Genomic DNA, 23,927 nt, shown 5'->3' with positions numbered 1-23,927 from the left:
CTATGTATGGATTAACTTATACTATGTTAGATACAATCAATGGAGCAATGACGGAAATTTATGAAAAGTCACTTTATTATTTGATAGAAATGCATGATGATATAGTTGGATTATTTGCGGATTTAAAGAAATCTACTAAATTTGAATTGTTTAGCGATAAATATGATAAAAGATTTTTAGATATAGAAACAACAGAGAAAACTCTCTTTGCTATAGCTGCTGGACTTGCAAAATGTGACCTAAAAACATATATATCCATTTTTGATGTATCTGCCTCAATGAAGGCCTTAGAACAAGTTAGGACGGACATATGTTATCAAAATTTAAATGTAAAAATAATTGCAACAAATTGGAGCTTATCATTTGGTCAATGTGAAACTACTAATCGTTGTATAGAAGATATAGCTATTATGAGATCTATGAGTAATATGAAGGTTGTAGTACCAGCAGATAGTGTTGAAGCAGCTAAAGCAATTATAGAGTCCTATGATTTGCGAGGGCCTGTATATATTCGTATTGACGAATGCCTTGATAAAAAACTATATGAAAATGAAGAATATGAATTTAAAATTGGTAAAGGAATAGAATTAAAGGAAGGTACAGATATAACTATTATTGCTTGCGGAAGTTCTGTTCATCAAGCATTAGAAGCAGCAAAAATCTTAGAGGACATGCATCAATTAAAAGTAAGAGTAATTAATATGCACACAATTAAGCCAATAGATAAGGACGTTATATTAAACGCTATATGCGAGACTAGAAGAATAATAACAGTAGAAGAACATAATGTAATAGGAGGACTTGGAAGTGCAGTATCAGAGGTTATTGCAGAAAGCGGAAAAGCTTGTATTTTCAAATCTTTAGGAATATCAGACGAGTTTTTTACAAGTGGATTACATGAAGATTTAATGGCTTATTATAAAATAAATGCTAAAGGTATTTTAGAAGAGGTGAGAGAAATATTAAGAAAAAATTTTGATGACGACAACGATTGGGAAGACGAGGTATAATTCATGATTTATAAGGATGAAATGTACTCAAATAAGATATTTTTAAATTCTGTATTACCACTTTTTAAAGTATTAGTAGAGGAAAAAGAAGATCTTAAAAAATCTTTTAGAAATAAAAATGGAGTAATTCAAATTTGTTGTTTAGATGAAAATAAAAAAATAGGAATTCACTTTGTAGTAGAAGAAGGAAATATCGAAGTAGTAAAGACTATATTAGAAAATCCAGATTTAGAGTTACAGTTTGAAAGTATATATGAGTTTAATAATTTTTGTAAAGGAAAAAGTAAAAAGTTACCTAAAATAAAGGGTGGTTTTAAATCTAGACTACTTATACCTACTATAAAAGCATTATCAGTTTTATCTAAAATGCTCTCATTTACAGATATGCCTAATGATGAAAAAGAAAAGGATTTACTTGTAAAGCTGCATTTTTATTTAATATCCTCTGGGATAAGTCAATTAAATAAAGCAGATCACCCAGAAATAACTAAATGGACTCAAAAAAGCCCTGACAGAGCATATGAGTGGAGGGTAGTAGGAAAGCCTGAGCTTTCAGCTTATATTAGAATAAAATATGGAAAATCAAAAGCTGGTAGAGGACAATATAAGAGAACAAAACCTTTTCTTGCAATGAACTTTAATAATACAGATAGTGCTTTAGATATATTAAAGGATAGCGAAAATTTAATTAAGGATATTGTAAATTCACATATTATCATGGAAGGAGCAACAGAATATGATGCTCAAATTAAATCATTTATGTTTCTGGTTAAAAATTTACTAAGTAAAGACAGGAAATATGAAAATTTATTCTTTGAATAAGAAATTGACTTTTAAAAGAAAGGGTAAAATAGGGATTATAGTTAGTAAAAAAATTTCCCGCTATTGAAAAGAGGATGTTTCTTTTGATATTCTTCGCGAAAGTAAAATTTTATTAAGAGATAGATAGTTGATAGAAAAAATTAGGTAAAGAATGTTATAACTTCAGTGTTGAATTTTTTACTCAATTGTTACTGAGTGTTGGGAGGGTTGGGGGATCCTAAGTATTCTACTAAAAGATTTTAAATGCCTGTATCCTTTTTATAATTCAAATTATTATATTTCTAAGATTTCATGTAGCAGAAGAATAAATGAAAATATAGAAAATTTTAAAGTATAGCAATAATTTTCTGTAAATTGTATGGAACTGGAGACTAAATAGTATATAAATAGTCATTTTTACTATTTAATAGAACAAATAAAATTATATACCCAGCCTACAATTGAAAAAAAATTAAAATTTGCTTTTTATGAGAAGCTTGGATTATAATCATCAAAAAATTGGAAAAAGATTTATTTTAAATTAATCTATATATGAGTCAGGTAGGTTTTAGCACTTAAGAAAATTTATATTAAAAGAATGGAGGAGGTGAAGATGCTTAAAAACTTACAAAGAATATAACTATTAGAATAGATTTAAGATTTATAAAAAATTTAATTTAAGTAGAAGTAAATGCTTCTTATATAGATTTAAGATGAGAGGATAACTTGTAGTTATCACACTTATTAATATAATAAATGTATTTATTAATGGGGATTTAAAGATATTAGATGAAAATAATATTAAATCTGATAAAGGCATTAGAGGACTAAGTGTAGTCATAGAAAAATTAGTATATTTCAATTTCTACTAAAATAGCTTAAGAGAAGAAAATATGATGTGATGATTTCATAGTTTTTATTAGCAAATAAAATTTAGGCTAATAATTATATAGTAGAAATGCTAAGGATATAAATCCTTGTATTGGAGACATGAAGGGTGTCTTGAATAAATTGCTATAGTATAGGATATCTCAAATGTATAATAAATCTTAAAACATTTTAAAAGACATATATAGTAACTACTTATCCAAGGAGAAATTAGTAAAGATATGGGTATAATAACTTAGGACAGGGCAGCAATTTTGTAATTAAACTATGCATAGTGTAGTATTATATGATTATGATTGAGATAATATCATTGGTACTATATAAAATAAAAATTATTATAATGAAATGATTTAAAATTACAATATAAATAGCAGTATAATTATAAAAGATTTAAAAAAGGAAAATTTAATTTTAATAATAACTTGTAAAAGAGGAAAAGCCATAATCCTATATAATTTAAGGATAGAGTTTAAAAAATCCTAAGGTTAATGATGATGTAGAAGATGTGATTATAATTGGTAAATTAATAGAAGCTATAAAATTAGCTATATAATTATTTATCAGTTTAATAAGAAAGAAAGTTACTATTAAAAAATATTTTCCAAATTGCTTAACTTTATATTACATGGGTTTCAATTTATTGAAGAATATAGTTAGTAACTTTGATAAAATAATTAAAAGGTTTATAGAAACATGAATATCAAAGTAGATATGCTATAATTTTTATTAAAGTAATTTCCTATAAGACTTTATATAAAGAAATAATAAGCGGAAATTTCTAAAATAAGACACATAATATAGAAGATATCTCTAATATAGAAACAGTATTATAAATAATAAAATTATATATAGATTAAAAATTTATATATAAGATCCTTTCTAAAATTAGAAAGGATCTTTTTCTTTAGAGAATTTATATTTGTTATAGTATTTTATTAATAAAATACCATATAAAACTTTCAAAAGTAATAAAAAGACTAAAAATATGAAAATAATGCATAAAATCTGCTATATTTTAGCCAAAAATAAAATAATTGGCGAAAAAAGCAAAAAAACATTTAATTTTGAAAAATATTCTCGATATATTAAATGTATTATTAATTAAAGTTAATAGAATGATTTTATATTAAATCCTTTCTAAAATAGATATACAAGTTCAATATTGAACTTGTATATCTATTTGGGAAAATAAAGTTTTTTAAATATTTATTTTATAAATCTATATGCCTATAACAACTTGGATGTTAATAGTTTAGATTTAAACCAACTAATATAAAATCGTAAGATCAATAATATAGGAGGGAAAAAATATAATGAAATTAAATTTGAAACTAATGAAAAATCTTAATAGAGGAGGAGATAAAGTAAAATCAAAATTTCAATTAAAAAGTATAAGGGCAAAATTATTAATTTCTATGTTATCTTTGGTTGCAGTAATGTGCATATCTTTAACTGGATTTGCTTATTATTCAGCGAGAAAAACACTTGTTAATAGTAGTGTCGATCTTATGTCAGAAATAAGTAGATCCTCAGCAGAAAGACTTGAAAATGAAATAAAATCAAAACTTATGAGTTTAAGTCTAACAGCTAATACTCCAAGGATAAAAGATCCTAAAGTTTCATGGGAAGATAAAAAGGCAATTTTACAGTCAAGTATAGAATTAGAAGGGCATTCAATGCTTGGAATTGCGGATTTAACAGGAAAAGTAACTTATACTGATGGTAGTGTACTTGATATTAAAGATAGAGAATATTTTAAAGAAGCAATAAAGGGGAATAACTATGTATCATCAACTTTTAAAAGTAAAATAGATGGAAAAATTTTGATTGCATATTCTGTGCCAATAAAAAACAATGGTTCTGTAACTGGGGCTTTAATAGCAATAAGGAATAGTGATAATTTAAGTAAAATAACCAATAAAATAAAGTTTTTATCAACTGGGGAATGCTTTGTCATAGATACAGAAGGGAAAATAATTGCAGCAATAGATCAGGCTATTGTAGACAGAATGGACAATTATATAGTGCAAAATGATCCTGAATTACAGGATTTAATTGCAATTGAAAAAGAAATGATGCAAGGAAAGACAGGCATAGGAGAGTACTTCTATGATGGAGTTGATAAATATGTAGCATATTATCCACTTGAATCAACCGGATGGTCTTTAGCAATAGCTGTACATGAAAATGACTTATTAAGTCGATTAAATGGACTTAAGAATATAAGTATGCTTATTGGTTTAGTAGAGTTAGTGATAATAGGAATTTTAGTAGTAGTACTTAGTAGAAAAATAACTAATGGATTAGTTGCAGTTAAAGGACATATGGATAAGATAGCAGAAGGAGATTTTACTGAAGAGATAAACAAAAAGTATATAAGAAGCTCAGATGAGGTTGGTGCTATATGTAAAACTTTGAATGTTACTCAAAGTTCCATAGGAAATATGGTAGGAGCAGTTAAAGATTCAGCAGGGGAAATAGATTCTAGTGCAGTAAATTTAGCAGCTATTTCTGAAGAATTATCAGCATTAACTCATAACATTTCCACTGCAATATTAGATGTAACAAAAGGGACTACTAAACAGGCGTCAGACTTAACAGATATAGTTTTCAAATTAAATGAATTTAGTGAACAATTAAATGAAGTTGCAATTCATATAACTGAAATAGATAATATGGCAGTAGGTGTAAGTGAAAGTTCAAAGAAAAGCAATAAGGACATGGAAAATGTGGTATTTTCTATAACAAGCTTTAATGATAAATTTAAAAACTTTACAAAGAGCATAGGAGAAATGGATGTAGATATTAAAACTGTAAATGAAATTACGGATTTAATAAATAGTATAGCAGAACAAACAAATCTTTTAGCATTAAATGCAGCAATAGAAGCAGCAAGAGCAGGAGAGTCTGGAAGAGGATTTGCTGTAGTAGCGGATGAAATAAGAAAACTTGCAGAGCGAAGTAAAGAATCTTCAGAAAATATTTATAGAATAATAAATAAATTATTAAATAATACTAAAGTTATAGTTAATGAAACAGATACAATGAATAAAGAACTTGTAAATCAAAGAGAAAATGTAGAGAATTCTATGAAATCTTTTAATGAAATTTCTATAGCAGTTAGTGATATAGCACCAAGAATAAGTGAGATTAATACAGCCTTTGAGGATATTAATAATAATAAAGAGGAGATAGTAAATACAATAGAGGAATTATCTTCAATATCAGAGGAAATATCAGCATCTTCAGAGGAAATATCAGCATCTTCAGAAGAACTAAATAACTCAAGTTCAGAAGTAGCTACAAGTGCTCAGGTACTTACAGAAAAGGCAACAGACATGATGGGACAAATAAATAAGTTTAAGGTAAGGTAGTGGAATAATTATAATATTATTTTAAGAATAAAAACTTATTTAAAATAAAGTCTATTATTTATAAAAACTAAGAAAAAGATAACGCAAATTAAATATTGGTAAAAAAATAAGCACTAATTTACATTAAGTAATTAGTGCTTAATTTTATATAATTTAGAATTTTAATTTAATATAAATAGGAGTAAAAAATATGATAATATTATGAGAGTTGAAATACCTGTTATTTTCCAACCAGATACATAACTTTGCTTTCCTAATCCATTATTATTTTGTTCTGTTTCAGCTATTTTATATCTTGTATAGTCATTAGTATTAAAATAAGTCATAATATCACCTCCTAATAACATTATATCATAATTATGGACTACATTAAATGAATAAACGATAATTTCAAGAATATTCATACTAATTTCTAAGGTTAACATAAATACTTACTATTTATTTAGTTCTATTAAATAGTTTTACCTAAGTCATAGAATGGATGGAGGTGTGGCTAGTTTATTCAGAAGGATACAAATTAACAGATTAGGTTATAGAGCAAGCTAGAGAAAATGCTGAGAAGCATTGTGGAGCATTACTATAGCTCATAATATGGAAGAGGCATATAAAGATGCAGATGTAGTTATTCCTAAGAATTAGTGATTAATCAAAACAATGAAGGCCTTGCTAAAGAAACTCGTATATGTATGCTCTTCAAGCAGGCAGAGGAAATGAGATTGAAGATAGTATTCTATATGAACCACAATCTCTTGTATATGATAAGGCAGAAAATAGATTGTATACTGCAAAGGCAGTTATAATTCTTACAACGGGCGAAAAATATATTGAGAGTTCTCTTTTATTTAAGAAAACTTTTATATGCTTAAATTCAAAATATAGCAATTCAAAATATAAATTTTATTTTCAAAATTAACTATTTATTACTTTGTATGTTATAATTATGATGTTAATATTTAACATCAACTGAAGGGAGGTCTAGAGTTATGATTGAAGTAAAAAATTTAAGTAAAAGCTTTAAGAATATTAAAGCGGTAGATAATATAAGTTTTACAGTTAATGAAGGAGAAATAGTTGGACTTTTAGGAGAAAATGGAGCTGGAAAAACCACAACATTAAGAATGATTGCTACAATGTTAAAACCTACAGAGGGCACTGCTAATATTAATGGATTTGATATACTAAAGAATAGTTCAAAAGTTAGATCTGAAATAGGTATATTATTTGGTGGTGAAGTAGGGTTATATGACAGATTAACAGCTAGAGAAAATATAAAATATTTTGCTATGCTAAATGGTTTATCAGAGGAACAGTCAAATGAAAATATAAAAAATCTTATGGAAGTTTTTGAAATGGACGAATATATAGATAGAAAAGTGGGAAAATTCTCTAGAGGTATGAAGCAAAGAGTTGCTATTGCAAGAAGTATTGTACATAATCCCAAAGTTATGCTATTTGATGAACCTACAATAGGTTTAGATGTAACCGCTTCAAGAACAGTACAAAATTTTATATTTAGATGTAAGAAAGAGAATAAAGTAATTATTTTTTCAAGTCATAGCATGAGGGAAGTAGAAAAACTATGTGATAGAGTAATTATAATTCATAAAGGTAAGATTGTTGAAGAAGGTACAATTATTAATTTAAAGGAAAAGTATAACAATGATGATTTAGAAGAAGTATTTTTATCTCTTATAGGAGGTGAAAGTCATGAAAAATAAAGTTATATCTATAGTATTAAAGAAAGAACTGTTAGATATTTTTAGAGATAAGAAAACCTTAATGATTAGTATATTAATACCATTGCTATTATTTCCAGTGATGTTTACTTTAATAGGAAAAGGAATAAGTAAAAATACCACAGAAGTAATGGAAAATCTTGAAATCGCAATAGTTGACAAAGGAAATAGTAAAATAGGAGAGTTTATAAAATCTCAAGAAAACATAACTATTATTGATAGTAGTGATATAAAAAATGATATAAAAGAAGGTAAAATAAAGATAGCAATTGAAATACCAGAGAATTTTGAGGAAAAAATTAAAAATGAAGAAACTTCTAATATAACTGTTTCCTATGATGATGTTAGTCAATCTTCTAGTGTGGCACTAGGAGCTATTAACAGTCTTGTAGAAGAGTATTCAAAAGAAATTGTAGCAGAAAGGCTAAAAGCTAAGAATATTGATGAAGCTATATTAACTCCAATAAAAATTGATGAAAATAAGGTAGGGGAAAAAGAAGACGGAGGAGCAAAGATGATGCTATCTATATTACTTCCCTTCCTATTGGTAATGTATTGTGTATCTGGACCTATTCCAGCAGCGACAGATTTAGGGGCTGGGGAAAAGGAAAGAGGTACATTAGAACCACTATTAACTACGCAAGCAGGAAGAATGTCACTATTATATGGTAAATTTTTAGCAATTACTGTATTGGGCATGATGACCACTGCTGCTTCTTTAGGAGGACTTTTAATATCATTTAGTATGTCATCGAAATACTTTGCTGGTTCTGATGCAAATATGGCATTAAATTTCTCTTTAGATATTAAAGTTATAGTAATAATATTTGTATTAGCTGTATTAACTACTATGGTTTTTGGAGCATTAGAGCTTGCTATAAGTATATATGCTAGAAGCTTTAAAGAAGCTCAGACTTACATGACTCCACTTACAATTATTGCAATAATACCTGCTTATGCAACTTATATGTTAGATGTGAAGTCAATTTCAAATATTTATTTCCATATTCCATTAGCTAATATAATTTGTATTTTAAAGGAACTAATTGCAGGTGTATATAATATACAGCATATAACTATTACATTAGTATGGACAATAGTCTATGTAGTAGTATCTCTTTTAATAGCTAGATATATGTTCATGAAAGAAGAAGTTATATTTAGAACATAGAAAAATAGAAAAACACAAGGTATCTTGTGTTTTTCTATATAAGTCATCTTAAAAAAATAACAAATCAGTATGCTAGCTTATTTTGCATCATATTGCTTCATTAGAACTCCAGGATGTTTAGAATATTATGGAAACCTATTGAGTTATCTTATACAAAATATAGGACACATATTTGATAAGTTATTTTTTCAGATGCCTAAAATAAAGGGTTTACATAATTTGGAGGGGTTATATGTCATTTTTACAAATAAAAGAAAAATTTCTTAGTAGATTTGAGGACAAGATAAGTAAAGAAGTTATTTACATAGCTTGGCCTGTACTACTAGAATTATTATTGGGGTCATTATTTTCTATGTTAGACATGATGATGCTTGGACAATTACCGAAGGCAGAATCAGCAGCTTCGGTGGCCTCGGTGGGAGTAACCAATCAACCATTATTTTTAGGATTGGCAGTATTACAGGCATTAAATGTAGGTGGTACTGCTATGGTAGCAAGATATATAGGACAGAAAAAAGTAGAAAAAGTAGGCAGTACAGTTAAGCATATTATACTTATCAATATGTTTATAGTATTGCCAATAGTTATATGGGCGCAGATAAATGCTAGAAGCATAATGAGCTTTATGGGTGCAGAACAGCAAACTATAGATATTGGAATAAATTATTTTAGAGTCATAATGTATGGATTTATATTTCAAGGCTTTAACTCCTCATTATTTGCTGTGTTAAGAGGTGTAGGAGATACTAAAGTACCAATGAAAATAAATATAAAAGTAAATGGATTTAATGTTTTAGGAAATGCATTATTAATTTATGGATTATTCTTTTTTCCACGAATGGGGGTTACTGGGGCAGGAGTATCTACTTTACTATCTCATGTAATAGCTTCAATCATGCTTATTTCTTATTTCTTAAAAGGAAAAACAAAAATAAAGATAAATTTTAAAGAAAAGTTTGCTTTTGATAAGAATATTGTTTTAAATTTTATAAGAATAGGTGTTCCATCTTCATTAGAACAATTAAGTTTAAGACTAGGTATGCTTTTATATGTAAAAATTGTAGCATCTCTAGGGACAGTGGTTTATGCATCACATCAAATTTGCATTAATATTTTGGGACTTTCTTTTACAACTGGACAAGCATTTTCAATTGCAGCATCATCTCTTACAGGGAGAACTTTAGGAGAGGGCGAACCTAAAAGAGCAGAGGAATATGTCCACAGATGTAGGCAGTTAGGGTCTATATTAGCCTCCTTAATTGCATTAGGATTTTTCTTTTTCGGAAAACAAATTTTATCTCTTTACACAACAGATAATGACATTATAAATTCGGCATCAATAGTACTTAAAATTGTAGCTATAATTCAACCTTTTCAGTCTTCAGCATTTATTTTAGCAGGAGCATTAAGAGGTGCAGGGGATACTGTTTTTCCACTTATATCAACGGCAATTGGCATTATGGGAGTAAGAGTTGTTTTTGCCTACATATTTGTGAACTTTTTTAATTTAGCCCTACCAGGAGCATGGATTGCCATGCTTTTAGATCAAATTTTTAGATGGATATTGATATACTTAAGATTTAAATCTGGAAAATGGAAAACTATTAAGTTAAGATAATTTTAATTAAATAGATCTATAGACAAATTTTTAAAAATTTTTAGGAGAAAGTTATGAAAAATAAGAAAATAAAAGCTTTGAATTTAACAATGATTTTTATTATTTGGAGCTTAATTTTCAATGCAAAAGTACAAATTGTAAAAGCAGACAGTAGAAAAGAAATACTTATAATAAATTCTTATGATATTAATCAAACTTGGGAAAGGAATATTGAAGATGGTTTTAGAAGCACCATTAATCCAAATATCCAAGTAAGTTATACAAATGAATATTTAAATGCTAAAAGAGGAAATGATGAATATTATAAGGAACTTAGTGATATTTATAAAATTAAATATAAAAACAAAAGTTTTGATTTAATATTAGTTATTAATGATGAAGCATTTAAATTTGTAAAAAAATATCACAGTGATATATTTAATAATGCTCCTGTAGTATTTATAGGGATAAGCGAAAGAAATAATTTAAATGAAGAAGAAAAAAAACATTTTACCGGATTCTATGAAGCTTCTAACGATAAAGAAAATCTCGATACTATTTTAAAGCTTCATCCAAAAGCAGAAAAAATAAATATTATCTTAGACAACACCTCATATTCTTATAGTGTAAGAAAAAATTTAAAATCCATTAGACCTTATTATAAATCTATTCAGTTTAATTTTATTCAACATATGTATATTGAAGATGTAGCAAAAGATATGCATAAAAATGGAGAAAATCAAGTAAATATAATTTCAGGCACATTTTTAAACAGAGAAAATAGAACTTTAACTCCAGAACAAACCATAGATTACCTAAAAAAATATAATAAAGGTCCTTTTTATTCTCCATCTCAAGATTATTTAGGCTATGGTATAGTTGGAGGAGCTATAGATATAGGGCAGCAACATGGTGAAGCTATAGGGGAAGTTGCAAATCAAATATTAGAAGGAAAAAAAGTGTCTGATATATCTATAACTAATGAACACATTGATGCTTTTGTTTTTGATTTTCATATGTTAGTTAAAGAAGATATACCTTTAGGAAAAATTCCTGAAAATTGTATCATAATAAATAAAAGTAAACATGATTCCATTTTATCTCAAAAACAAAAGCGATTTTATTTTGGACTGATACTTCTTATAGTATTTGCATTGATTGTAGCAGGGATATATTATGTCTATTTAGTAGCGAAGGCAAAAAAAGAGAGAAAAATTTATGATGAAGCATTAAAATACGATAAGTTGAAAACAGAATTTTTTGCAAATATATCCCACGAACTTAGAACACCTTTAAATGTAATATTAAGCACTGTAAGTCTTATGGAGTTATATGTTGATAATAATAAAATAATTTTTGATAATGAAGATACCTATATTAAATTTTTTTACATAAAGCAAAACGCTCTAAGGCTTTTAAGATTGGTCAATAACATAATTGATATTACAAAAATTGATTCAGGATATTTTACATTGAACCTTCAAAATTGTAATGTAGTAGAAGTTGTAGAGGACATAGCATTATCAGTTGCAGACTATGTAGAAGGAAAAGGAATTGAATTAGTCTTTGATACTGATACAGAAGAAAAGATAATGGCAATTGATGAGGAAAAGATAGAAAGAATAGTGCTGAATCTCCTTTCTAATGCAATAAAGTTTACTGATAAAGGAGGAGAAATATTAGTAAGTTTAGAGGATTTAAACAGCAAGGTTAGAATAACTGTTACAGATAGTGGTATTGGAATACCTATAGATAAACAAAAAATAATTTTTGATAGATTTACACAAGTAGATAGTACTCTAACTAGAAAAAGAGAAGGTAGTGGTATAGGGTTATCACTTGTAAAGAGCCTAGTTGAGCTTCATGGCGGGAATATAACTTTAAAAAGTGAATTAAATAAGGGAAGTAGTTTTATTGTAGAGTTGCCAGTTAAATTATTGAATAATTATAACCAAGGCGCAAATGATATCAATGAAGATAAACATCAAAAAGTTAATTTAGAGTTTTCTGATATTTATGATTAAGTAATTAATTTAGTATTTGTAAAAATGAGAAAAATTAATGCTGTTTAGTATTATAATTAGAACTATTAAATTTATAATGCACAATTATAGAGAACTTTTCTTTATAAAAGAGATTTTGAATTGATATACCATTCTTTGGATGTAGTATATTATGGAATATATTTAATGCATGGGTAATATTTAGTTGTATTACCTATTTTCATAATTCTAGTTAAGTAAATAGATATTGTTCTGGATTATGTTGTACCTCAGAGGAACCCTTATACAATTAACAATTAAAAATCGAAAATTTTTGAAGAAATTAATTTCAACTAAAATAGTTAATTTCTCATCCTTAGTTCTCCATTGATTAAACTGTTCCTCAGAGGTGAGGAATTAGCAACATATTGATAGTAAAAAAAGTTTTAATCAAACTAATTTCCTCTTCAATTGTGGATTTTGAATTGCCTATTATTTTAAATTGTGAATTGAAATATGTGTATATAGTTGTGCTCTAGAATTTTAAATTTTAGAGCATTTTTATCTTTATAATCTTATATTATTATATGAATATTTCAAAATAAAATATAAGATTATAAAGATAATAAAATTGTAATTGAAATTATGGTATTTTATGGTATAATTTTTATTGAAAACTTAAAATTATTATTTTAATAATTTAGAGTTTTTCATAAATTTTATTTAATTATATTAAAGGAAATTTTATATATAGGTAGAATATAAATTAATATATAAGTATTAATCTATGAATTTGTAAAGTATAAGGTATTATGGTGAAATATAAAATAATGTATATTAAAAATACATAATAAAATTTTAAAAAAATGTATATTTTAGAGCACAATATAGACAGGCTTTTGTATTATATTGAACTTATAATTATAAAAAATATTAGAAGGGGGAGTTAAAGAGATCAGTATAACTGACAAAATATTAATTTAAACAATTGTGGCTACTAAAAGGGGATATTTTTAACTCTGTAATAAAACTACTTATGAAATAGAAAGTTAAAAATAAGTTTAGGTCTTATAATTAAGGCTAATGTTAATGCCGCATTTATTAAAAAGTATTTTTAGTGATTAAGTAGTGGGAGTTGAGACTATGAGAAAGAAGTTTATAGCATGCTTTAATATTATTATGATTTTAATATTATTCTGCGGATGTAGTAGTAATGGAGAGTTTTCTATTAATCTACCTAACAATTATATGGTGGTTAAAATTGAGGATAATCATGTGGAGATTATACCTCGTGATGGATACGATGAAAACACACCTATAGTGCCTTCTATGGTTAGTGAAATAGCTTTTGATGATGTTTTTATATTAGCAAAGCAAAAGAATATAGATGATATAGAGAATGATAATAAAAATGTTGATGAAGATAAAAATGAATATTATTGGATTTTAAATACTAAACAACTTAGAGGATATGGACCTTTTACTAAAGAGGAGTTTGAAAGCAAAAAAGAGGAATTAAAAATACCAAAGGATTTGAAACTTAAAAAGGTAGAGAGTTACAAATAAGATGATAAAGGACACTATAGATTTCTTTTATGGAATTTTAAATTATACATGATTTTAGTTTTCATAATAAAAATCCTTATACATGAATTAAGAATTAAGAATGAAAAGTTAAGAATTAATTGTTAAAACTCCATGGTAAAAGGCATGGAGTTTTTTAAATAGATTTTATCCTAAACTTTTCATTCTTAATTATTAAACCTTAATTTTAAGAAGTTATGCTATTTTATGGGAAAGTCATTTTCTAGGGTATATTTTAAGTTCTTATATTGTATATCTATATAATAAGATTTATAGTATTCTTTATCAAATATTTAAGACAATAGCTCATATTCTTTATGCAATATCCAAGTATTGTCTACCCATTTATAAACTCCTATATTATCAAAGAAACTTTCAAAGTTACAAGGAAAGGATTCTACATAATTTTTTATTGGTTCAAATTTATCATAAATTTTTTTAGAGGCTATAGTTATATGAAAAATTTTATTTTTTCCTTCATTAGATTTAAAGGTTAAGTAAGGAAGTTTTACTAGTTCATCTATAAGTTTATCATGGATATCTTTAGCCTCCCTAGACATTTTAACATCCATATATATAACATCTTTTCTAAAGGAATTATAGCCTTTAATTTCAATAGGTGCTTTACTATAAGTTTTTGAGAAATTTTCCAATATATTTTCTAGTTCTGTAATATTATCATAGTCAAAAGGAGCTTTTATAGTAAAATGAGCAGGAAGTTTTGAAGACTTAGCACCAAATTTATGAAAAATATCTTTTCTTAATTTATTATTAAACTCTCCAGCAGGACCTTTAATTGTACATACAATAACATATCTCATGATTTACTACCTCCAAACATAGATTGATATAATTATAATATTATTTAATTAAAGTAATGATTAGTATTAAAAAAGATAAAGAGTTGATAATATCAATTCTTTATCTTACATTGAATTTTTTTCTTAATATTTTCCAATGTATTGGACTTAAAGCAGTAAGAGAGAAAAATGCACCTACAGCTGTACAGAGCATATCCCATTGAGTATCCCATTGGTCACCTTGCATTTGTAAAAAATCATTTCTCTTATGAGCTATATAATATCCTCCTACCACTTCTCCTATTTCATATAAAGCACTTATTGCTACAGAAACAGAAAATGAAATAATAAAAATAAAAAAATTATTTTTTAGTACTTTTTTTCTAATAAGAAGTTCAGCAGTTACTAAAGCTGGAACTGCACCTTGTATTATGTGTCCTAATCTATCAAAATGATTTCTAGATAAATCAAGCACATCTTTAAGATAGTTAAACAATGGAACATTTTTATAGGAGTAATGTCCACCTATAGCCATAGTAGCCAAAGAAAGCCATATTACAATATATACTAAATTAGAAAATTTAAATTTATTATATGTAAAAAGTAATACAGCTATGATGATAAAACAAGAAAAAACTTCGAAGAACCAATTATATCTACTATAGGGCCTAATACCTGACCATATTAGAATTATGATAATACTAAATAATAAAAATAAGTGAAATTTTTTATCCGTAGAGTCCATAACTATCACCTTTCCAATTTAAATAGGAATGTAAAGATAGTATTCCCAAAGATTATTTAAATAATTACTTAATTGAATTTATTATTTCTATCCCGTTGTTCATCATCATAAATAATCCTAATATATGCATTAGATCGCCATCATGAGGAGATAAATCATAAGTATCTACAGCATTCATAGGAACAATTATTCTGGAAATTATGTTGTTTTTGTTAAAATGCGCTTTAAGCGTAGTTGCAAATTGTTCAATACAAATGTCAGTGCAGTCTCCTACAATAATAAAATTAGTTATTTTAGGATTATCTCTAAGAAAAATTTGAAACTTTTCCTCTAAAAATCCATTAGTTGAGTTTTTTTCTATGAAATTATAGTTATTAATAGATTTTAATGGTTCAACCATGTCTGATTCAAAACTATCTTTTATACAATGCTTAGGATAGGAATCAAATTCTGGTGATAAATCTGTATGACTATCACCAAAAGCAATAACTTTTATATGTTCATCTTTACAGTATTTCATAATAGCGCCTATTTCAGGAATTAAAGACTCTATTCTAGGACTATAAAGATTTCCTGACTTAGCAAAACCATTTATCATATCTATTACTATAAGTGCAGTTTCAGTTTTAGGTAAGTCTTTAATAGAAATGGATTCTACGGACTTTTCTTTAATTAATGAAATGATATTTTTAAAAGAATTAACATATTTATCAATATTTACATCAACATTATTAAACATATACTTCTCTCCTAATAAATCAATATTTTAATAAAATTATAGGCAATTAAAATATTAGTGTCAAATATTATTTTACAGATGTATATACATATACATCTACTACTTTAAAATTTAGTATATGCATTCATATAATTGATTATTAAATTACTGAGATTCACATTAGTATAAAATTAATAATTTACGATGGACAATGGACAATTATGGTGAATTCTCAGCAGTGCATGAGAATTTTTTAACTGATTTATTACTTTCTTTTCATATAACAATAAGAGCAAAAGATTTTTATTAAAGAACAGCTAAAAGCTTATATTTCTGAGCAAACCTTTAAAGAAATTAATTTCATCATCAATTGTCAACTGCCAATTACCCATTATTTTAAGTTGTAGATTAAAATACTTAGGTAAACATTTATATTAGACTATGCATTATGTTTTAATGTGATATATACTGCTATATTATGCAATATTTTATGAACATATTGCATGTCTTAGTATTTTTATGTATATTCATATATGAGATAAAGCTATAGATAGGGGAGAAAATAATGGAATATACATATAAGACAAAAGGATGTTGCGCAACAGAAGTTAAATTTGAAGTAGAAGATAATAAAGTTAAAAATGTTGAATTTGTTAAAGGATGTCCAGGAAATACTAAAGGACTAGCAGCTCTATTAGAAGGAATGGATGTTAATGACATTGTTAAAAAGCTAAAAGGAGTACCTTGCAAAACTTCAACTTCATGTCCAGATCAATTTGCTACTGCTTTAGAGAAATTGGTTTTAAACGTAAAATAAGATAATGTAATATTTATGTAGTTAATATTTTGCATATATTTAAAAAATAAGCAGCTTTAACAAACTGCTTATTTTTACCTATAACTCATAATCTTTACATTGAATTTTAAAATAAGATCTAGGATACTTGCATAGTGGACAAACCATAGGGGCTTCTAAACCTTCATGTATATAACCACAATTCATACATTGCCAAGATTCTACCTTGTTGCTTTTAAACATCATATCATTCATAATTCTGTCATATAATGCTTTAAATCTCTTCTCATGAGATTCCTCAACTTCTCTTAATTCTTTATAAAAATCAGCAATTTGATTAAAACCTTCACTTCTAGCTACATCTTCATATTCTTTATAAATTTTAGTAACTTCTTCTGTTTCACCTTTTATAGCAGACATTAAGTTATCAGCAGTAGATCTTACTTGCTTTAGGAAATCTCTGTATGCAACTCTACTATGAGCTCGTTCGTTATAAGCAGTTTCTTCAAATACTTGTGCTACATATTGGTAGCCATCTTCCTTAGCTTTTTCTGCAAAGAGCATATACTTATTTGAAGCTCTTGACTCTCCAGCAAAGGTTCTAAGTAAGTTTTTCTCAGTTTCACTTCCTTTAAGAGTTCTAATATCACTTCTTCCATAATTCATAGTAAACCTCCTAAAAATCTCTCTATAATATTATATAGTAATTTACAAAATATGATACATATTACAAAAAATGTATTATTTATATAGAAAGTTATTGAAATGACTAAGTGAGAAAAAGTTTCATATTTATAAGCCCAATAATAAATCATAGATTTTAATGAGGGTTATGAATAAAGATAAATACATTAATATAAATTTATGTGGGTGAATTCAACATTTGTAGTTAAATATTATATTTTCATGATTATTATAATATCATTTTTTGAAAATTATAATCAATAATTGTAAGAAAGATATAATAATTCTAAATATGAATTTTACAAAGATTGTATAGAAAAAATTTATAGATAGCACTATTATCTGTAAAATTCTATTCTTTTTTACAGATAATATTATTAAAATATTTGACTAGTTATTTTGTCATATGTACATAAATGAAATAGATAAAAGTTAAGAAATCGTAGAGTTAAGTAGTAAGATTTAAATATTATTTATATTATATCTTTATAAATAAAAAACAATAGGATGTTTCATTCAAATAGAAATTCCTATTGTCTTTTTATTTTATAATAATTTTCACAAGTATCCATAAATAATTATTGTAAAATTACTCCTCATCTATATAGCTAAAACAATACCATAAACAATTCTTACAATATGGCAAATCACTTTCTATAATGAATTGACCATTAATAGGCATTTTGCTATATATTTTTTTTACTCCATCTTCAAATCTACATTCAATAGTTCTCAAACGCTTAAATAGCTCATTTGCTATTTCATAAGATATAGGCTTTATAATCCTCCAAGTATCCTTCATACTGACATGTTTATCTTTAGCAAGTTTAACACGTCGATGAATAATATACTTTTCTTCACCTCTAAGTTCTAAAGTATGACCTTCAGCATTTATAGCTCTATATGTTGGATTATCATACAATATTTCAAATGCTTCCATAGTAGTTAAAGTGTAATCCATTAAATCACCTCCTTAATTATTGAACATATTACATAAAGAATTATAGGTATAATAAAAAAACAATAATTAACCACTGCCAATTATTGTTTTTTATTAATATTATATCATCCTAAACCTGAAAAAGATATTAACATTTTGAAAATTAAAACTTTTTTTATATTTTATTACATATTGTTGTGGCAAGACTATTTTATTATTAATAAAATGTTTGATCTAACTAATCTATTAAATATTAAAAAAGTTATAATCTATTTCTTCTAAGCAATTTATATATTTTTATTGGAGAGAGGCAAGCAATAAGATTATTATTTGAAAAATTATTAATTATAAAAAAATATATAAAGTAATATACATATAATTAAGAAATAATTATAGCTTAGGAGGATGTTTTGAATAATATATTGTTTAAAAATATATCTACACTTATAACTATGGATGATAAAGAAAGTATATTAAATGATGTAGATTTATTGGTAGTATCTAATAAAATTGAAAAAATAGCTAAGGACATTAATGTTAAAGAGGATGTTGAGGTTATAGACTGTAGTGAATTGACCTTAATGCCTGGATTTGTTAATACCCATCATCATCTTTATCAAACTCTTTTTAGAGGGATTAAAGAAGTACAAGATTTACCACTTTTCCCTTGGCTCACAGGGCTTTATGAATTTTGGAAATATATTGATAGTAGTGCAGTTTATTATGGAGCACTTGTAGGGTTCAGTGAATTATTAAAAACCGGATGTACTTTAACTATGGATCATCATTATTTATTTCCAAAAAATAATAGTGAAGGGTTGATAGATGAACAAATAAAAGCAGCAAAAGAAGTTGGTATAAGATTTCATGCTACAAGGGGCTCTATGTGTTTAGGAAGAAGTAATGGAGGATTGCCACCAGACTCAGTTGTTCAAAAGGAAGATGAGATACTAGCTGATTCAGAGAGATTAATAGATAAATATCATGATAAGGAAGATTATGCAATGACTAGAATTGCATTAGCGCCGTGTTCGCCATTTTCTGTAAGTAAAGATTTAATGATTAGTACTAAAGATTTAGCTAGAAAAAAAGATGTTATGATGCATACTCATTTAGCCGAGACATTAGATGAAGAAAGATTCTGCATTGAGAAATATGGAAGAAGACCTGTAGAACTTATGGAGGAATTAGAATGGGTTGGTAAAGATGTTTGGTATGCACATGGAATATTTTTAAATGATAGAGAAATTAAAGCTATACAAGGAGCGGGAATAGCTCATTGTCCAAGCTCTAATATGAAGCTTGGCAGTGGAATATGTAGAACTTCGGAATTATATAAAGCAAATGTTCCAGTTGGAATTGCAGTAGATGGTAGTGCATCTAATGACGGTTCTAATATGTGGGAAGAAGTAAGAAGGGCGTATCTTTTAAATCATTTAAAGTATGGAGATAAAGGATTGTCAGCTTATGAATTACTAAAAATGGCTACAAGAGGAGGAGCGAAGGTATTAGGGAGATATGATACAGGGTATATTGAAGTAGGAAAGGCAGCAGATATTATTGCTATAGATTTAAATGATGTAGCTTATGCAGGATGCCATGATCCTATAGTAGCTATAGTTTGTTGCGGCAATAGTAGCCTAGTTAAATATACTATGGTAAATGGAAGGATAGTGGTTAAAGATGGTATTCTTTTAACTATGAATACAGAAGATATAAGAATAAATGCGAATAAAGTAGCAAAAAAGATTATGGAAAAAAATAAAATAGCCAATAGTTAAGATTCTACAATAATTAATATTTATTTAAATTAAATATGGTTCTTAATCTAATAGGAAAAAGATTTGTTAGTAGTTTTGTAGATCAATAGTTTTATATTTAGTTTATTTATTTTGAGAACAGCTCTTTGTAGCTGTTTTTTTATTATGTATGAAAGTGAAATATTAATCTAAAAATTTATTAATATTATTAGCATTGATTTTCATTGAAGAGTAATAAAAGATGAGAAGAATGTAGTAATGAAAATTTAAAATTGTTTGCGCAACATAAGAAGAGACTTTCAAATATACTTTAGAAGGATTTTATACTCCAATGAAGAATAATAAACTTATGATTATGGCAGAGGAGGAATTTCATTGGGCAATTATAAGAGTTTAAAAAGTACATATGCTAAGTTCTTTTCGTTAGTTTTACTTTTTACATTCATTTTTTTAGCATTATTTTCAAATGTTACATTTTCTCTAGAAAATAACTCATCAAACTTTAATAATAAGTTAAAAAAGTATGAGAAATATTTAGAGATAAATAAGGAACCAATAAGTTTATCTAAAGGCAAAACTAGTTATTTATATAAATTTGTAGTTTCTACCAAAGAAGAATCGAAAAATTTGGTTTGGTTATCTTCTAATGAAGATATCGTTTCTGTTAATAATGAAGGTAAAATCACTACTTTAGGATATGGGAAAGCAAAAGTATATGCTATAGATAGCAGCACGAAATTTGTCTTTGAAGTATATGTAAAAGATTTAGGAGATGAAACTGCATCTATAAAAAGTGGTAAAAATGAAGAAAATGAAAACAGAGATATAGAAGTTAAAGATGATGAACTTCAGCTAAATAATGAAGAGAAAGAAAAAGTTAAAGGGGAATTCAGTGAGTTTGAAGAAAAGATAAAAAACTTAGATTTCAATGTACCACAGAATTACATATTAAATAGCGAAGCTTTTAAAGGTAAAGAGTATAAGGTGTTTATAGATCCTGGACATGGAGGATCAGAAACAGGTGCTATTGGATTAAATAGGCTGATGGAGAAAGACGTAACTTTAGATGTGAGCTTAAAGGTAAAAAATAAACTAGAAGCTCAAGGTATCAAAGTTCAGATAAGTAGAACTACAGATGTATTTATTGATCTTTCTCCAAGAGCGCAAATGGCAAATATTTTTGGAGCAGATGCTTTTGTGTCTATTCACTGTAATTCTTTTAGCGATAGAAGTACAAGTGGAACAGAAACCTATGTTTATACTGGCACTGGAGAAAGAATAAATGAAAGTAAAAAGTTAGCTACGCCAATACAAAATAATCTAATTAATAATCTTGGTTCTAAAAATAGAAAGGTTAAAAGTGCGGATTTCGCAGTTGTGAGAGAAACTTATATGCCAGCAGTTTTAGCTGAATTGGAGTTTATAAGTAATCCAACTATAGAGGAAAAAATGAGAACAGATAAATTTAAAGAAGATTGTGCTAATGCTATTGTAATAGGAGTTTTATCTTATTTAAAAAATCCTTCTGGAATAGTAATACCTCCTGCTGGAGAAGTAACACCTCCTACTGGAGAAATGATACCTCCAACTGTAGGAGAAACTGTAACTGGGGTCACCCTTAGCAAGGATACTGTATACTTAAAAAAAGATGATATAGTAGCAATTCAAGCACAAGTGGCTCCTCAAAATGCAGGAAATAAACAAGTAACATGGACTTCAAGTCATCCTTATGTTGCAATAGTAGATGCCTATGGTAATATAATAGGGAAAAGTGCAGGAACTACTACCATTACAGCAACAACAAAGGATGGAGGATTTAAGGCTTCAGCAACAGTAAATGTTAAAGGGAATGTAGTAGGAGAAAGAATTTTTGGAAGTAATGGATATTTAAGATCTTATGAGGCTTCAAAAAAAGGATGGCAAAATTCTGATTATGCAGTAATAGCTAGTGGAGCAGATTATCCAGATGCGTTATGTGCTGGACCATTAGCAAAAAAATATAATGCACCTATTTTATTAAGTGAACAAAAAATTTTAACTGAAGGTCTTAGAAATGAATTACAAAGATTAAAAGTTAAACAAGTATTTATTGTTGGAGGAGAAGGTGCTCTTAGCAAAGACACAGAAAATCAGATAAAAGCTTTAGGAATTAATATAAAGAGAATTGGCGGAGCTAATAGATATGAAACTTCAGTATTAATTGCAAAAGAAGTTGGAAATAGTGGTAAGATGGTTTTTGCTACAGGTTTAGATTATCCAGATGCATTGTCTATTGCACCAATAGCGGCAAATTTATCAATGCCTATAGTATTAGTTGGTAAAAATAATATTGATAGAGTTGTAAAAGAGTATGTAGATAGTCAAAATATTCAGCAAAGTTATATAGTTGGAGCAGAGGGCGTTATTAGTGAGCAAGTAGCATCAAATCTTCCAGCAGTGAAGAGATTAGGTGGAAATAATAGATATGACACTAACAAAGCTATCATTAATGAGTTTAAATCAACTATAAATTTTTCAAACGTATATGTTGTAACTGGAATGGATTATCCTGATGCACTATCAGGTTCAGCATTAGCAGCTAAGGGTGGACATCCTATAATTTTAACTCATCCAAAAGAAGCTACTGCGAGAGGAATAATAGAAAGTAATCTATGGTCAATAAATAAAGCTTATGTATTTGGATCTAGTGCTTTAGTTCCAAACGATATATTAGATATTAGTTATATAACTGTAAAGTGATATAACTGAGAAAAAGTAATCTGATTTAGCAATCTAATATTTAGCTAAAGATGATGTTTTCTAACAATAGATATAGACATGTATTCTAAAATTTTATATAAAAAAATAAAGTAGGCAATAACTATTCTACTTTTATATTAATAGAAAAGGTAAGCAATAAATATCTACTAAGATTTAAGTTAAATAAAAATAATACGAAAAATATAACAAAAACTGCAACTTTTAGGTTGCAGTTTTTGTCTGTTTGGTGTACTATTTATATGATTTCACATATAATAATTTACATATATAACCATAAATGGATGGAATATATACACTAAATATTCCTAAGATAATATCTTTGTATTCTAATTATTTAACCTTCTAAAACACATAATTAGTTTATATTTCTAAAATGTACAAATCAAATAACAGTATGATAAAAAATTAAAAATTGATTTATATTTATTAAAATTATCATAGGCTTTTAAGGCGTATTTTAACTTGTTTATAAGTTCTATATTTTCATAAAGGCTTTACTCAACAGTATTGAGAAATAAAATTTTGTCGGTAATTTGTTTAAAATAAGTTAAGATTTAATGCTAAAATCCTATATAAAAGCG

At 26.8% G+C, this 23,927-nt stretch carries 18 protein-coding genes; 12 read left to right on the top strand and 6 right to left on the bottom strand.

Going from position 1 to position 23,927, the window contains the following annotated elements; genetic code table 11:
- Positions 1-2: 2 nt before the first annotated feature.
- From ACWPW7_RS16100 to ACWPW7_RS16090, 3 genes are all read left to right on the top strand, one after another.
- Entirely contained in the window at positions 3-1,010 is a 1,008-nt protein-coding gene (locus tag ACWPW7_RS16100) for a transketolase family protein (RefSeq protein ID WP_454054339.1), read from the top strand.
- Positions 1,011-1,013: 3 nt separating this feature from the next.
- The gene (locus tag ACWPW7_RS16095; protein ID WP_454054338.1) at positions 1,014-1,832 is read left to right on the top strand and encodes a hypothetical protein; all 819 of its coding nucleotides are present in this window, start codon (positions 1,014-1,016) and stop codon (positions 1,830-1,832) included.
- 2,180 nt (positions 1,833-4,012) lie between these two features.
- Positions 4,013-6,073 (top strand): methyl-accepting chemotaxis protein, encoded by a 2,061-nt coding sequence (locus ACWPW7_RS16090; RefSeq protein ID WP_454054337.1) that lies wholly within the window; start codon positions 4,013-4,015, stop codon positions 6,071-6,073.
- A 161-nt stretch (positions 6,074-6,234) separates the two neighbouring features.
- Here the strand turns inward: ACWPW7_RS16090 and ACWPW7_RS16085 are convergent, their stop codons facing one another.
- Positions 6,235-6,399 carry a hypothetical protein gene (locus ACWPW7_RS16085; RefSeq protein WP_454054336.1) on the bottom strand — a complete coding sequence of 55 codons (165 nt, stop codon included), beginning with the start codon at positions 6,397-6,399 and terminating at the stop codon, positions 6,235-6,237.
- 356 nt (positions 6,400-6,755) lie between these two features.
- On the opposite strand from ACWPW7_RS16085, the gene ACWPW7_RS16080 reads away from it, so the two are divergent.
- The 6 genes from ACWPW7_RS16080 to ACWPW7_RS16055 all read left to right on the top strand — a co-directional run bounded on the left by ACWPW7_RS16080 (position 6,756) and on the right by ACWPW7_RS16055 (position 14,125).
- Positions 6,756-6,986, top strand: a complete 231-nt coding sequence (locus tag ACWPW7_RS16080) for a hypothetical protein (protein ID WP_454054335.1) — start codon at positions 6,756-6,758, stop codon at positions 6,984-6,986.
- Between the two features lie 70 nt (positions 6,987-7,056).
- Entirely contained in the window at positions 7,057-7,791 is a 735-nt protein-coding gene (locus ACWPW7_RS16075) for an ABC transporter ATP-binding protein (protein ID WP_291563766.1), read from the top strand.
- Positions 7,781-8,980, top strand: coding sequence for an ABC transporter permease (locus tag ACWPW7_RS16070; RefSeq protein WP_454054334.1), 1,200 nt, complete (start codon positions 7,781-7,783; stop codon positions 8,978-8,980). Before ACWPW7_RS16075 ends, ACWPW7_RS16070 begins: the two co-directional genes overlap by 11 nt.
- Before the next feature lie 232 nt (positions 8,981-9,212).
- Entirely contained in the window at positions 9,213-10,598 is a 1,386-nt protein-coding gene (locus ACWPW7_RS16065; RefSeq protein WP_454054333.1) for an MATE family efflux transporter, read from the top strand.
- A 53-nt stretch (positions 10,599-10,651) separates the two neighbouring features.
- Positions 10,652-12,601, top strand: a complete 1,950-nt coding sequence (locus tag ACWPW7_RS16060; protein ID WP_454054332.1) for a sensor histidine kinase — start codon at positions 10,652-10,654, stop codon at positions 12,599-12,601.
- A gap of 1,101 nt (positions 12,602-13,702) precedes the next feature.
- Entirely contained in the window at positions 13,703-14,125 is a 423-nt protein-coding gene (locus ACWPW7_RS16055; protein ID WP_454054331.1) for a DUF3997 domain-containing protein, read from the top strand.
- A 311-nt stretch (positions 14,126-14,436) separates the two neighbouring features.
- On the opposite strand, the gene ACWPW7_RS16050 is transcribed toward ACWPW7_RS16055, so the two are convergent.
- The 3 genes from ACWPW7_RS16050 to ACWPW7_RS16040 form a co-directional block, all read right to left on the bottom strand.
- Entirely contained in the window at positions 14,437-14,964 is a 528-nt protein-coding gene (locus tag ACWPW7_RS16050) for a 2'-5' RNA ligase family protein (RefSeq protein WP_454054330.1), read from the bottom strand.
- Positions 14,965-15,064: 100 nt separating this feature from the next.
- Entirely contained in the window at positions 15,065-15,688 is a 624-nt protein-coding gene (locus tag ACWPW7_RS16045; RefSeq protein WP_454054329.1) for a DUF2238 domain-containing protein, read from the bottom strand.
- Between the two features lie 64 nt (positions 15,689-15,752).
- Positions 15,753-16,427 (bottom strand): isochorismatase family cysteine hydrolase, encoded by a 675-nt coding sequence (locus ACWPW7_RS16040; RefSeq protein ID WP_454054328.1) that lies wholly within the window; start codon positions 16,425-16,427, stop codon positions 15,753-15,755.
- Positions 16,428-16,971: 544 nt separating this feature from the next.
- On the opposite strand from ACWPW7_RS16040, the gene ACWPW7_RS16035 reads away from it, so the two are divergent.
- Positions 16,972-17,223, top strand: coding sequence for a TIGR03905 family TSCPD domain-containing protein (locus ACWPW7_RS16035; protein ID WP_454054327.1), 252 nt, complete (start codon positions 16,972-16,974; stop codon positions 17,221-17,223).
- A gap of 78 nt (positions 17,224-17,301) precedes the next feature.
- Here the strand turns inward: ACWPW7_RS16035 and ACWPW7_RS16030 are convergent, their stop codons facing one another.
- Both ACWPW7_RS16030 and ACWPW7_RS16025 read right to left on the bottom strand, forming a co-directional pair.
- Positions 17,302-17,868, bottom strand: a complete 567-nt coding sequence (locus ACWPW7_RS16030; protein WP_454054326.1) for a rubrerythrin family protein — start codon at positions 17,866-17,868, stop codon at positions 17,302-17,304.
- 607 nt (positions 17,869-18,475) lie between these two features.
- Entirely contained in the window at positions 18,476-18,847 is a 372-nt protein-coding gene (locus ACWPW7_RS16025; protein ID WP_454054325.1) for a hypothetical protein, read from the bottom strand.
- 389 nt (positions 18,848-19,236) lie between these two features.
- On the opposite strand from ACWPW7_RS16025, the gene ACWPW7_RS16020 reads away from it, so the two are divergent.
- Both ACWPW7_RS16020 and ACWPW7_RS16015 read left to right on the top strand, forming a co-directional pair.
- On the top strand, positions 19,237-20,607 hold the full coding sequence (locus tag ACWPW7_RS16020) for an 8-oxoguanine deaminase (protein WP_454054324.1): 1,371 nt from the start codon (positions 19,237-19,239) through the stop codon (positions 20,605-20,607).
- A gap of 354 nt (positions 20,608-20,961) precedes the next feature.
- Positions 20,962-23,325: a cell wall-binding repeat-containing protein gene (locus ACWPW7_RS16015; RefSeq protein WP_454054323.1), complete on the top strand. Its 2,364-nt coding sequence runs from the start codon at positions 20,962-20,964 to the stop codon at positions 23,323-23,325.
- The last annotated feature ends 602 nt before the right edge of the window (positions 23,326-23,927 follow it).

Source organism: Clostridium sp. Marseille-Q7071 (genome assembly GCF_965112025.1).
Note: the sequence above shows the minus strand (reverse complement) of the source record. Positions and strands in the feature narration are given on the sequence as shown.

Coding starts and splice junctions, on each gene's coding strand:
- ACWPW7_RS16100 (WP_454054339.1), top strand. CDS start 3: ATGTATGGATTAACTTATACTATGTTAGATACAATCAATGGAGCAATG.
- ACWPW7_RS16095 (WP_454054338.1), top strand. CDS start 1,014: ATGATTTATAAGGATGAAATGTACTCAAATAAGATATTTTTAAATTCT.
- ACWPW7_RS16090 (WP_454054337.1), top strand. CDS start 4,013: ATGAAATTAAATTTGAAACTAATGAAAAATCTTAATAGAGGAGGAGAT.
- ACWPW7_RS16085 (WP_454054336.1), bottom strand. CDS start 6,399: ATGACTTATTTTAATACTAATGACTATACAAGATATAAAATAGCTGAA.
- ACWPW7_RS16080 (WP_454054335.1), top strand. CDS start 6,756: ATGTATGCTCTTCAAGCAGGCAGAGGAAATGAGATTGAAGATAGTATT.
- ACWPW7_RS16075 (WP_291563766.1), top strand. CDS start 7,057: ATGATTGAAGTAAAAAATTTAAGTAAAAGCTTTAAGAATATTAAAGCG.
- ACWPW7_RS16070 (WP_454054334.1), top strand. CDS start 7,781: ATGAAAAATAAAGTTATATCTATAGTATTAAAGAAAGAACTGTTAGAT.
- ACWPW7_RS16065 (WP_454054333.1), top strand. CDS start 9,213: ATGTCATTTTTACAAATAAAAGAAAAATTTCTTAGTAGATTTGAGGAC.
- ACWPW7_RS16060 (WP_454054332.1), top strand. CDS start 10,652: ATGAAAAATAAGAAAATAAAAGCTTTGAATTTAACAATGATTTTTATT.
- ACWPW7_RS16055 (WP_454054331.1), top strand. CDS start 13,703: ATGAGAAAGAAGTTTATAGCATGCTTTAATATTATTATGATTTTAATA.
- ACWPW7_RS16050 (WP_454054330.1), bottom strand. CDS start 14,964: ATGAGATATGTTATTGTATGTACAATTAAAGGTCCTGCTGGAGAGTTT.
- ACWPW7_RS16045 (WP_454054329.1), bottom strand. CDS start 15,688: ATGGACTCTACGGATAAAAAATTTCACTTATTTTTATTATTTAGTATT.
- ACWPW7_RS16040 (WP_454054328.1), bottom strand. CDS start 16,427: ATGTTTAATAATGTTGATGTAAATATTGATAAATATGTTAATTCTTTT.
- ACWPW7_RS16035 (WP_454054327.1), top strand. CDS start 16,972: ATGGAATATACATATAAGACAAAAGGATGTTGCGCAACAGAAGTTAAA.
- ACWPW7_RS16030 (WP_454054326.1), bottom strand. CDS start 17,868: ATGAATTATGGAAGAAGTGATATTAGAACTCTTAAAGGAAGTGAAACT.
- ACWPW7_RS16025 (WP_454054325.1), bottom strand. CDS start 18,847: ATGGATTACACTTTAACTACTATGGAAGCATTTGAAATATTGTATGAT.